12 protein-coding genes and 2 pseudogenes are annotated in these 11,972 nt (G+C 46.0%); 6 read left to right on the top strand and 8 right to left on the bottom strand.

What is annotated here, in order from left to right; genetic code table 11:
• Window positions 1–266 precede the first annotated feature (266 nt).
• Window positions 267–608, top strand: a complete 342-nt coding sequence (locus tag ATG66_RS02950; RefSeq protein ID WP_098413890.1) for an ArsR/SmtB family transcription factor — start codon at window positions 267–269, stop codon at window positions 606–608.
• Window positions 609–612: 4 nt separating this feature from the next.
• Window positions 613–720 (top strand): annotated as a pseudogene (locus ATG66_RS21175) (arsenical-resistance protein); the annotation flags it as partial.
• On the opposite strand, the gene ATG66_RS20800 reads toward ATG66_RS21175, so the two are convergent.
• Window positions 698–802: a hypothetical protein gene (locus ATG66_RS20800; protein ID WP_179885577.1), complete on the bottom strand. Its 105-nt coding sequence runs from the start codon at window positions 800–802 to the stop codon at window positions 698–700. The pseudogene ATG66_RS21175 and the gene ATG66_RS20800 sit on opposite strands and share 23 nt — an antisense overlap.
• A 67-nt stretch (window positions 803–869) precedes the next feature.
• Window positions 870–1,298, bottom strand: coding sequence for a PaaI family thioesterase (locus ATG66_RS02945; RefSeq protein ID WP_098413889.1), 429 nt, complete (start codon window positions 1,296–1,298; stop codon window positions 870–872).
• Window positions 1,299–1,507: 209 nt separating this feature from the next.
• On the opposite strand from ATG66_RS02945, the gene ATG66_RS20795 reads away from it, so the two are divergent.
• A complete protein-coding gene (locus tag ATG66_RS20795) occupies window positions 1,508–1,645 on the top strand; it encodes a hypothetical protein (protein WP_179885576.1) in 138 nt (45 codons plus the stop codon).
• Window positions 1,642–2,742 carry an alkene reductase gene (locus ATG66_RS02940; protein WP_098413888.1) on the top strand — a complete coding sequence of 367 codons (1,101 nt, stop codon included), beginning with the start codon at window positions 1,642–1,644 and terminating at the stop codon, window positions 2,740–2,742. The genes ATG66_RS20795 and ATG66_RS02940 overlap by 4 nt, the downstream gene beginning before the upstream one ends.
• Window positions 2,743–2,829: 87 nt before the next feature.
• Here the strand turns inward: ATG66_RS02940 and ATG66_RS02935 are convergent, their stop codons facing one another.
• The 4 genes from ATG66_RS02935 to ATG66_RS02925 form a co-directional block, all read right to left on the bottom strand.
• Complete coding sequence (locus ATG66_RS02935; RefSeq protein WP_098413887.1) at window positions 2,830–3,105, bottom strand: nitrogenase-stabilizing/protective protein NifW; 276 nt, start codon at window positions 3,103–3,105, stop codon at window positions 2,830–2,832.
• Window positions 3,102–3,233, bottom strand: a complete 132-nt coding sequence (locus ATG66_RS20990) for a hypothetical protein (RefSeq protein WP_257145708.1) — start codon at window positions 3,231–3,233, stop codon at window positions 3,102–3,104. The genes ATG66_RS02935 and ATG66_RS20990 overlap by 4 nt, the downstream gene beginning before the upstream one ends.
• A gap of 172 nt (window positions 3,234–3,405) precedes the next feature.
• Entirely contained in the window at window positions 3,406–5,577 is a 2,172-nt protein-coding gene (gene katG, locus ATG66_RS02930) for a catalase/peroxidase HPI (protein ID WP_098413886.1), read from the bottom strand.
• Between the two features lie 185 nt (window positions 5,578–5,762).
• The gene (locus ATG66_RS02925; RefSeq protein ID WP_098413885.1) at window positions 5,763–7,310 is read right to left on the bottom strand and encodes a glutamate synthase-related protein; all 1,548 of its coding nucleotides are present in this window, start codon (window positions 7,308–7,310) and stop codon (window positions 5,763–5,765) included.
• A gap of 144 nt (window positions 7,311–7,454) precedes the next feature.
• Here ATG66_RS02925 and ATG66_RS02920 point away from each other — a divergent pair, with 144 nt between their 5' ends.
• Window positions 7,455–7,934 carry an aminoacyl-tRNA deacylase gene (locus ATG66_RS02920; RefSeq protein ID WP_098413884.1) on the top strand — a complete coding sequence of 160 codons (480 nt, stop codon included), beginning with the start codon at window positions 7,455–7,457 and terminating at the stop codon, window positions 7,932–7,934.
• Window positions 7,935–8,014: 80 nt separating this feature from the next.
• Here the strand turns inward: ATG66_RS02920 and ATG66_RS02915 are convergent, their stop codons facing one another.
• Window positions 8,015–8,692 (bottom strand): response regulator, encoded by a 678-nt coding sequence (locus ATG66_RS02915; RefSeq protein ID WP_098413883.1) that lies wholly within the window; start codon window positions 8,690–8,692, stop codon window positions 8,015–8,017.
• Window positions 8,689–10,263, bottom strand: a complete 1,575-nt coding sequence (locus ATG66_RS02910; RefSeq protein ID WP_098413882.1) for a GHKL domain-containing protein — start codon at window positions 10,261–10,263, stop codon at window positions 8,689–8,691. The genes ATG66_RS02915 and ATG66_RS02910 overlap by 4 nt, the downstream gene beginning before the upstream one ends.
• A gap of 272 nt (window positions 10,264–10,535) precedes the next feature.
• Between ATG66_RS02910 and ATG66_RS02905 the strand changes: the two are divergent.
• Window positions 10,536–11,940: pseudogene (locus ATG66_RS02905) on the top strand (DASS family sodium-coupled anion symporter).
• Window positions 11,941–11,972 lie beyond the last annotated feature (32 nt).

The raw sequence follows: 11,972 nt of genomic DNA, 5'->3' as shown, positions 1-11,972 counted from the left end.
TAAAGCAAAAGCTTCCCAAAACGCCTTTCTCATCAAATAACAAATGAGAAGTAATGATCCGGTTCATTTCAACGAAATGTACATTGGTCCTAACCAATCTTAAGCAGAACTTAGCTCCTGATACCACACCCCCAACTCGTTGTATCTTTAAGTTCTGCTTTTTTTATTTCGTCTGATTATCCAGTTTGCTTACTCGAAAGTTGCATCATTAACAGCGCGCACGTACAATCAATCGCAATTCGACGATAAACTATAAAGGTCTGCACATGAGCGCAAAATGCAGCGAAACTTGCCAAATTGCTTTTGAAGCGACACAACAACAACTCGACAAAGAGCAATTAGTCGCCGCTCAAGCTAAAGCCTTATCACACCCAGCTCGGTTACGTATTCTGCATATTCTCCATACTCTCGATACCATGGATGGGTGCTTAAACAGTGATTTAGTGTCTGAACTCGGCTTGGCTCAATCTACCGTGTCAGAGCACTTACGAATTTTGAAACAAGCAGGCTTTATCAGCGCAGAGCCCAATCCGCCTAAGGTGTGTTACCGAATTCAGCGCGAAAAAGTCAACGAATTTAACGCCCAGTTTTCTCACTTATTTAGCTAACTGACTTTGCACGCTTGTAACCATCGTGCTGATGTTCAGCTTAAAAGGCGAGATGATCTTAGAATTGCCAATGGATGTTTTCCGCGTGGCTATCCCACTGGAGATCTACTTTGACCATCGCCGATGGTATAGCTAAAACTATCATTATTTTTAAATTTCTTTTCTGGCATATAACGTAAGGTTTCGTAAGACATCCGCTCCAAACGACCTTTACTTGGGCTAGTGAAAGAAACAACCTGCACACGTTAGAGCCTCACCGCTTCAATTTTTATTTGGGCAAATAAACTTACCTTTCGCGCTCACTCTTACTTTGTCTTTGACAATCAACTGAGCGACTAGCAGATAAATACCTCGCCTTTCTCGTTCACAATAAGCAGTAATGTTGACCTGTTCACCTAACGCAATAGAGGCATGAAAGCGAACGTCTAGTTGTGCCGTAAGGGCTTGAATACCTTTAAACAATAAACAATGCGTCATCGCACCATCGAGCAAGGAGCTGGCAATACCACCATGCAGCAGTCCTGTATAACCTTGATGATGCTGTAAAACATGAAACTCTCCAGTAACAGTGCCATCATGCAAACACTGGTAATTCACTGCCAAAGAGTTTGGGTTGACATCAATTGAAGAACAAACTGCGCATTGGTGATGAGACTCATGGGTAGTATGAACGTAGTTATTTAAGGACATGGCAGCAACTCGCGTTTTAAAAAAGACTATTTAGCATATGCCAATTATTCTTAAAGAAACGACTAGTAATCTTTGTTTGCATCGCCTGAGTAATTAAACATCTAATCCATAATGAAAAATAATCATTTTTATAAATAACGATAATTTAAAGTTCCAAGCTAGTGGCGGTATTGTCTACACAATAATTACGCAACGTAATGGAAAGACGAATGATGAAGTTGCTCCATTCAATGACCCGTACGCCGACCCCAGCAAAAGGCAGCGAGATGCACTTTGCATTCCTCAACGATCCAGACAGCCCCCAATCGAATTCATTCAAACCAAACAATAACGAGATTTCCCTATGACAGACGCATTATTTCAACCGATTCAACTTGGTTCGTTATCATTAAAAAACCGCATCGTTATGCCACCAATGACGCGCGCTCGTGCTTCTCAACCCGGTAATGTCGCGAACGAAACGATGGCAACTTATTACGCACAACGCGCAGAAGCAGGGTTAATTGTTGCTGAGGGCACGCAAATTTCGCCAATAGGCCAAGGCTATGCGTGGACTCCTGGCATTTACAGTCAAGAGCAAATCGCAGGATGGCAAAAGGTCACCAATGCTGTGCACGACAAAGGGGGCACTATCTTCGCGCAATTATGGCATGTAGGCCGCGTCACTCACCCAGATAATATTGGCGGTGCGCAACCTGTTTCTTCTTCTGCGATAAAAGCGAAAAACGTCAAAGTATTTATCGACAACGGAACGGATGAGCCGGGCTTTGTGGATGTTGTCGAGCCTCGTGAAATGACCAAAGAAGATATCAACAATGTCATTGAAGAGTATCGCCAAGCGGCATTAAACGCGATGGAAGCAGGATTCGACGGTATTGAGTTACATGCCGCAAATGGCTACCTTATAAACCAGTTTATCGATTCTGAAGCGAACAGCCGTACTGATGAGTACGGCGGCTCGATTGAAAACCGCCTACGCTTTCTTGGTGAAGTGGTTGAAGCCATGTCTCAAGTCATTGGTGCAGAACGAGTAGGCGTTCGCCTTGCGCCGTTTACCTCTTTGAACGGGACGGTAGACAAAACACCTGTAGAAACCTACACCGCTGCGGCTGCGCTGCTTAATAAACTCAATGTGGTCTACATTCACATTGCAGAGGTAGATTGGGATGACGCTCCTGACACGCCGCAAGCATTCAAAACCGCAATTCGTGAGGCATACCAAGGGACGCTGATTTATGCCGGTCGCTACCATGCAGAAAAAGCGCAGCAGGCTATCGTAAGTGGTTTAGCTGACATGGTTGGTTTTGGTCGTCCGTTTGTTTCAAACCCCGACTTACCCACTCGCATTAAACACGACTATCCTCTAGCAGAACATGACCCTGCGACTTTATTTGGCGGTGATGAAAAAGGTCTCGTGGATTACCCTAAATACCAAGCGGGTTAGAAACGGTCGTTTCAAACAAGAACCCTGCTCTGTTATCCGAATAGTTTTAAAGGTGCAGGGTTCTTTTGGTTTCTATTTTTTCGGGTTCTATCGCCTTTGGCAAGAAGTACAACCACGACACGCTGAACGCGTCGTTTTACTCAGCAAGCTGCGTTGAACTTTGCAATACGCATTCTTAAGTGCGCGGCGACCAGAAAACCAATCATCCGGCTTCGCAAGGATTAAGTAGCCATTAAATCGTTTGACCAGTTCGGTTCGGTTACTCTCAATAAATCGACTGTCGAACTCGATCTCGAAATAATCTAACGCTTCTTCTATACAGGTAAAGCGAGCAATCTTCTCTTGAATAGTATTTTCAGTCATAACTTCTTTGGCTTTAACGGTTCGCTCAAAGTATAAATGTCTTGCTCTTTTTCTTCTTTGATTTGACGCCACTTCAAACCACTTACACCGACAGGGTTAATGCTGCGCACCTCTTTTGTATATAACACGATAGAGCTTCCTATCACGATAACCCTCTGGATCAAGACTTTTGGGAGCCGCTTTCCGCATTTTCAATCAAACATCAACCTCCGCCACATGTTTTCGAATGAAAAAAGGCGAGCATGATGCCCGCCTTCGTTGCTTATGGTTTCGTTAACGCGTCATGATTAAGTAAATGACTTACAAGTCAAAGCGATCCGAATTCATTACTTTTGTCCATGCGGCGATGAAGTCATTGATGAATTTTTCCTGGTTATCATCTTGCGCATAGACTTCTGCATACGAACGTAGAATAGAGTTGGAACCGAACACAAGATCCACCCTTGTCGCAGTCCATCTCACTGAGCCTGACTTACGGTCTCGAATTTCATACTGGTTCGCACTGACTGGGTTCCATGTATAAGCCATGCTAGTCAGATTCACGAAGAAGTCGTTCGACAGTGTACCGACACGGTCAGTAAACACACCGTCATGACTGCCACCGTAGTTGCTACCGAGTACACGCATACCACCAATGAGAGCCGTCATTTCTGGTGCAGTCAGCCCCATTAGCTGCGCACGATCCAACAATAACTCTTCTGGCTTCACTGCGTAATCTTTCTTCAACCAATTTCGGAAACCGTCTGCAACAGGTTCAAGCACCTCGAACGATTCCACATCCGTCATCTCTTGCGAGGCATCACCTCGACCCGGAGCGAAAGGGACTGAGACATCATGTCCCCCAGCGCGAGCAGCCAACTCAATACCAACATTACCAGCAAGAACGATAGCATCTGCAACGCTGCACCCCTCTTCCTCGGCAACCTTTTCTAACACACTGAGTACTCTCGTGAGACGTTCAGGCTCGTTACCTTGCCAACCTTTCTGCGGCGCTAGACGAATTCGTGCGCCATTTGCTCCACCTCGTCGATCGGAACCACGATAAGTACGGGCGCTATCCCAAGCAGTGCTAACTAAGTCAGCAATAGAAAGGGCACTTGCTTCGATTTTTGTTTTTACTAAATCAACGTCATAACCTGTTTTACCCGCTGGGGTTGGATCTTGCCAAATCAGATCTTCGCTTGGTACATCTGGACCGAAGTAGCAAGATTTTGGCCCTAAGTCACGGTGCGTCAACTTGAACCAAGCACGGGCAAACACATCATCAAAGTAGGCTGGATCGTTTTGGAACTTTTCCACAATCTTACGATATTCAGGATCCATTTTTAACGCCATGTCGGCGTCAGTCATGATCGGGTTACAACGTTTAGAACGATCTTCAACATCCACTGGCTTATCTTCTTCGTCAATGTTGATCGGTTCCCACTGCCAAGCACCCGCTGGGCTTTTCTTCGATTCCCAGTCGTACTTGAATAGCAGCTTGAAGTAACCATAATCCCACTGTGTAGGATTTGTGGTCCAAGCCCCTTCGATACCACTCGTGACCGTGTCACGGCCAACGCCGCGCGTTTTATGATTGATCCAGCCTAGGCCTTGCTCATGAACGTCGGCGGCTTCAGGCTCTGGACCAAGGTTTTCGGCATCACCATTGCCGTGACACTTACCCACCGTGTGACCACCGGCAGTCAGAGCCGCCGTCTCTTCGTCGTTCATGGCCATTCGAGCGAACGTGACGCGCATATCTTGAGCCGTTTTTAGTGGATCAGGGTTACCATCAACGCCTTCTGGATTCACATAAATTAACCCCATCATCACTGCGGCTAATGGGTTTTCTAAGTCACGCTCACCTGAGTAGCGGCTATTATCAGCATCACTTGTCGCAAGCCATTCTTGCTCCGATCCCCAGTACGTGTCTTTCTCTGGATGCCAAATGTCTTCCCGTCCAAAGCCAAAACCAAAGGTTTTAAAGCCCATAGATTCATACGCCATGTTACCCGCGAGAACAATCAGGTCGGCCCAGCTTAATTTATTGCCGTATTTTTTCTTGATTGGCCACAAAAGTCGACGCGCTTTATCGAGGTTCGCGTTATCCGGCCATGAGTTTAAAGGAGCAAAACGTTGGTTACCCGTCGCGGCGCCACCGCGTCCGTCAGCGATGCGATAACTGCCAGCCGCGTGCCAAGCCATTCGAATCATCAAGCCGCCATAGTGACCCCAATCGGCAGGCCACCAATCTTGGCTATCGGTCATCAACTCTTTTAAATCTTGTTTAAGTGCATCGACATCCAGTTTTTTCAGTTCTTCTTGGTAATTGAAGTCCGAACCAAATGGATTTGTCTTAGAGTCATGTTGATGCAAAATATCTAAGTTTAAGGCATTCGGCCACCAATCCATCACCGACTTGTCTGTAGATGTCTGTCCTCCGTGCATAACGGGACATTTACCTACTGAACCGCCGTTTTTGTCGCTCATATAATGCTCCTTCGTGTTGTGGTTGTGGTAACCACTCATTGTTATTCAATAAATCGAATATCCACCTCAACCAGCGTAGTTCAAACACACAGCTTTGAGTTAACGCCAAGTCAAATTTTTTATATCTCACAAAATAAATATTGCTTATCAAACATGGACCTATATTCAGTGAATAGACAGAAAGATTAATGTGAATCTAAACCTGAATATGGAATCCCAGCCAGTCGCGCCATATCGTGATCCCAAGTAGCTAAATCATGAATAGTAAATTCGCTCAAAGAGTGATGACCACACGCTCTCGCCATGACTTGCATGAGCTCTACGGACGATTCAAAAAAGTTTTTTAACTGAAGGGAAGATTTATCGATATCAAGACGCTGTCTTAAATCGGCTTTTTGGGTCGCGATGCCCGCCGGACAATTATTGGTATTACAGATCCGCGCCGCGACACAACCGATGGACTGCATAGCACTATTAGCAATGGCTACGCCATCCGCGCCAAGCGCCAGCGCTTTGACAAAATCCATCGGCACACGTAAGCCTCCGGTGACAATTAACGTGACGTGGTCACTCATGCCTTTTTGATCAAGGTATCTTCTCGCGCGTGCCAACGCGGGAATGGTTGGTACACTAATATGGTCACGAAACATTGCAGGCGCAGCGCCCGTACCGCCACCACGACCATCGAGAATAATGTAATCCGCACTTGCATCCAGTGCGAATTGGATGTCCTGCTCAATATGGTTGGCACTGAGCTTAAAGCCGATAGGGATGCCTCCTGTGATCTCACGCACCCTATTTGCAAACTCTCTAAAGTCATGGGCAGTGTGAAGATCATCAAATGTCGGCGGAGAAATCGCGGGTTCACCTTCAGGTATCCCTCTCACCTTAGAAATGTTACCAACGTTTTTGCTTGCTGGAAGGTGACCTCCCGTTCCGGTTTTTGCCCCTTGACCACCTTTGAAATGGAAAGCTTGCACGTTTAAAAGTTTCGCTTCGTCGTAGCCAAATTTCGCACTGGCCAGCTCATAAAAGTATCGTGAATTCGCCGCTTGTTCTTCCGGAAGCATACCACCTTCGCCTGAACAAATCCCTGTTCCTGCCAGCTCCGCACCTTTGGCTAACGCGAGTTTAGCTTCTTCAGAAAGCGCGCCAAAACTCATGTCTGATACGAACAGAGGAATATCCAGTATCAGCGGCTTACGCGCATGAGGACCTATAATCAGCTCCGTCGCGACAGGCACATCTTCCATCAGTGGCTGTGTTGCCATCTGAGCCACCATAATCTGTATCGCGTCCCAATGCGGTAATAGATGTCTCGGCACACCCATTGCTGTCATAGGGCCGTGATGGCCCAGCGTTGATAATCCTTCTCGTGCTAACTGATGAATAAATGCAAGCGTGGGCTCTTCTTGGGTTGAAGACGCAATGGCAGATTTCTCACTTTTGTCTCGTTTTTTTTGCTCAGGCGCTTCCTGGCCGACTTGTTCGGCGGAAAACCGTTTATGCGTACCATCACAAAATGGCGCGTTGGCGGTATGTTTGCACTGACACAGATAGGCTTCTTCATCTTTTTCTGCGACAAAGCTCATTGGCTTGAGCCCTGTTCCAGCATGAGACCCATCACAATATGGTTGTTTTTTTGAACGTCCACAGCGGCAAAAGTAATACTCTTGTCCTTCGGTAAGGTCTACTCTAACCGGTTTGTTGTCCGCGATTATCGGCTTGCTCATATTGTCCCCAGATTATTGTTTATTATTCTGCTTTCAATAAGGGTAGAACAGGAGCCAAAATGCGTCAGTGAAACCCAAGTAAAACACACCATTGTGCGCGTTCTCTCCTATACTCTTTATGGGTCTCATACACGTGGAGGCTTTATGACGATTGCAACCCGACTCGATCAATATCTGACTGAACACAATATTCACTTTCAAACAGTGAATCACAGCCACAGTCATAGCTCGCTACAAAGTGGCGTCGCTGCAGGTGTGCCTTTAATGAATTTAGCAAAGGGCGTAATTCTTGAAGATCATGAAGGTCACCACATGATGGCGGTCTTACCTGCTAACAACAAAGTAAGTCTGTCAAGATTAAACGATGAGTTCAACGCCACTTTCCATCTGGTTAAAGAGAGAATGGTTTATCACCTCTTTACCGACTGTGAGAACGGCGCGATCCCACCCATTGGTAGCCCTTACCACATGTCGACAGTCTGTGATGAAAGGCTGGCCAATTTAGATCATGTTTATCTTGAAGCGGGTGACCACGAAACTCTGATCAAGCTCGATAAAGAGGCATTTAAACAACTGATGGGTAACTGTAAATATTTAAGATTCAGCAGCGAGGTTCTTCACTAAAGTTCCTCCCTAATACCTGTCGACGTTCAAAGACAAGGCTCTTTCAATGGAGCCTTTCTTTGATGAATAACCCAAGATATCTAACTTCCTGACATCCGTTTATTACGGTAAACCCGCGTGGGGCGCCCTACTTTTCCATGTTCTAAAAATGCCACTAGGTCGCCCTGTTCAACCGCCTTATCCAAATAACGACGCGCGGTACTTTTACTGATAGCTAAACTCTCTGACACATTGGCTGCAGTATGCTCAACGTGAACATGGGTGAAAAGATTAACCACCTGACAAAACATAAATGGGTCTAAACCAGTTAAATCGACCTGCGCTGATTTGCCGAGATGAAATAAATCATCGAGCTGAGATTGTCGAAAATTTTCTTGATTGCGTATGTGGCTTTTTACCTTAGCAAAGCGCTGCAAGCATTCTGTTAACCTTGAATAGTCGACCGGCTTCACTAAGTAATCAAACGCCCCGAAGCGATGCGCTTTTTGAACTGTTGTAGCATCATTCGCCGCCGTCACCAAAATACATTCTGGTTTCTGGTTACCTTCTAGCCATTGATAAACCAACTCTACACCTTGCCCATCCGGTAGATAATTATCGACAATAACCAAATCAGGTTGAATATGCGTCACTAACTGCTGAGCAATATGAATACTGCCAGCAATGCCAACCACTTGATATTGATCCACTTGCTCGATGAAATGATGGTGAAGCTCCGCGATATTGGGATCATCTTCCACTATAACAACTTTTATCATGCTAACTCCTTGGGAAAATACACCGTGAACGCTGTTTCTGTCTCATCGCTGTCAAGTTCCATATGACCTTGACCCTGCTCAACAATAGATCGGACAAGATACATACCAACACCGTGTTCCATCTTGTTTGGTTTGGTGGTAAAACCCAATTCACACAATGCGTCAAATTCGCTTTCTATCACTGGCCCGTTATTCAAAACCTGAATGGTATATTCACTGATTGACTCCGAAATACGAATACTCACGAACCCGTTCTCTCGCCCTTTTACTGCTTCTAATGCGTTTTGCGCTAAATTGCCAATAAGCCCACACAACTGATCTTCCGACAAGCTGCGAGCTAAGGCACTTAAATCACTTTGGCAATCAATACTCAAAGCCACGCCAAGTTCATTGGCTTTGCTCGCCTTTGCTAAAATTAATGCTGACAACGCTGGACGCGTATGGAGGGTATTTAACGAATCCAATTGAGATTGACTGGCTTTCGCTTGGGATAAACAGACGGCCAATGCTTTATCGTAAGCCCCCATTTGTAACAATCCTGAGATAGTCGAGAGTTTATTTTGGTATTCATGCCGAGTAACACGCATGTTATCCATGTATTGCGTCACTTGACCGATTTTTTCTAGAAGAACGTACACCTCATTTTGGTCTCGCAAGCTAAACACCGCGCCATAAGGCTCCCCTACTGAGGTTCGCAAAGTGACTCGATTCACCACCAAGCTTTTGCCATTGACACGGATCAAACTGTTAATGTAATCATCACCATCAAGCGCAAAACTCGTTGGGTTATCAATACCATCAGTGAATATCTCCCCCAACGCTTGCTTGTAGCCCAGCATGGTGCGTGCCGAGTCGTTAATCAGATACAAATAACCAGCTGAATTAACCGCGACTAGCCCTTCGTATGTCGCTTGCAGCACGCCCCGATGTGTTTTTAATGCCTGCTTAAGCTGCCAAGGTTCCAGCTCTTGCATTTGCTTTCGAACATAACGGGAAAACTTCCAAGAAAGCCAGATACAGATAACGACCGCAATCATTCCGAACAACACCAACGGAACCAGATGCTCGCTTGTCCATAGATCCAATGTATCAATCAAATAGCCGACTTTAATCATACCGATCACATCGCCATCGTTCGAGAAAATCGGCGATATGTAGCGAACAGAAGGGCCTAATGAACCAACGCTGTACGATAGGTACGACTCGCCGCTGTCCAGCGCTCTTTCAATATCGCCACCAACAACAGGAAGGCCTACTCTCTCTGCCAATGGGTGGGCAAGCCGGATACCCGCCCGATCACTGACAGTGATGAAGTCCGCGTCACTGACCGCTTGAACCGCATTAATGATGTCAGACACCTTGTTAGCACTGCCAGATTGAACCGCCGTGACAAGACTCGATAATTGCGATAGCTGTTGTGACTGCACTTGTGCACGCAGACTGATTTGATGAGTGAGAATGTCATCCAATTGATGAGCGCTGTAACTCCACCAGCTCACCATTCCGAGCAACATCACGCCACTGAGTAAAACGGCCAATTGTTTAGTAAAAGAAAAAGAGGTAAACGGCACGATAGAATTCCAAGAGATTGCTTGCCCCAAGCTTACCGCAATTCCCACTTCGACTTGGTGGTTCTCACACGATTTTTGACACCGATCTCAGTGGTGATTTTTATGAGTTTTATTAATTTAATGCGTTTTTTCTTAATTGTTTTTCAAACGGACTTTGCCATGACATGCAAGATGATAAAGAACACAAGCATGACGATGATGAAATTGATTTATCTCAGTTTTTTGCCATTTCCAAACTCTATGATGATGAAAAATAACTTGGAGATGGATGTATGAATAGTTCTCAAATGAAAATGCTCCTATTGGTTGCTATAGGCTGTATCTTATGGTTTCTCCCAGCCCCGGAAGGACTCACCGATCAGGCATGGCAAATGATGGCGATTTTCGTCACCACGGTATTGAGTTTGATCCTCGCCCCACTGCCACTTGGCGCCATGGCGTTAATGGGATTGACGCTGGCCACATTACTTGGCGTGCTGCCGATAAAAACCGCCCTCACCGATTTTGCTCACCCTACTAGTTTGGATGATTGCCGCCGCATTTTTTATCTCTCGCGGCTTTATCACCACCGGCTTCGGGCGACGCGTCGGTTACTGGTTTATCGCCAAGCTTGGGCACAATTCATTAGGCCTTGCCTACGGTTTAGTCTTAACTGACTTGCTCTTTGCACCAGCCACGCCAAGTACAACAGCACGTTGTGGCGGCATTATCTCGCCACTCTTCCGCTCTGTTGCCAGCGCTTATGACTCCGATCCAGAAAAAGGAACCGAAAACCGAATTGGCGCATTTTTGGTGCAATGTATCTTCCAATGCAACGCGATCACTTGTGCCATGTTCCTCACTTCCATGGCAGGTAACCCACTCGCAGCAAATTTTGCTAAAGAACAAGGTGTTGAAATTACCTGGGCAGGTTGGGCTGCGGGCGCTATTGTCCCTGGATTATTATGTTTGTTCCTCATTCCATTAGTGATGTACGCAGTATTTCCACCAGAGCTTAAGAAAACGCCAGAGATGCGCGAAATTGCACGTCAGAAACTGGTGGATATGGGCAGAATGACTCGCGATGAATTGATGGTTTGCATCACCTTTATCGGTATGGTGTCTCTTTGGGTTCTTGGTCCAACATTGGGTATTCACTCAACCGTTACCGCGTTACTTGGGCTCGTTTTTTTACTATTGACACGCACCATCACATGGGATGCGGTTCTGGGTGAAAAAGAAGCCTGGCACACCATTACTTGGTTCGCCGTATTGGTAATGATGGCGGCACAACTGAATAAACTCGGTTTTATTGGTTGGTTTAGTCAATCAATAGGAGAATCACTTTCCGGTTTTGGCTGGGTGACAACCGTCGTCGTACTGTTGCTCGTTTACTATTACAGTCATTACTTGATGGCAAGTGCGATGGCGCATATCAGTGCGATGTATTCGGCATTTTTAGCCATCGCGATCTCTGCTGGTGCCCCTCCGATGCTCGCCGCTATCGTACTCGGTATATTCAGTAACCTGTATATGTCGACAACGCACTATTCGTCGGGGCCTGCGCCTATCTTATTTGGTACTGGCTTCCTTACGTTACAAAACTGGTGGAAGATCGGCTTTATCTTCTCACTTATCGTCATTCCAATCTTTATCTTCGTCGGTGGCGCTTGGTGGAAGTTCCTCGGCCTTTGGTAAGGTAAGCATCGCAACGTAAATATACAAAAACC

The sequence above is a fragment of the Vibrio sp. ES.051 genome (assembly GCF_002563795.1).
Taxonomy (GTDB): Bacteria; Pseudomonadota; Gammaproteobacteria; order Enterobacterales; family Vibrionaceae; genus Vibrio.
Note: the sequence above shows the minus strand (reverse complement) of the source record. Positions and strands in the feature narration are given on the sequence as shown.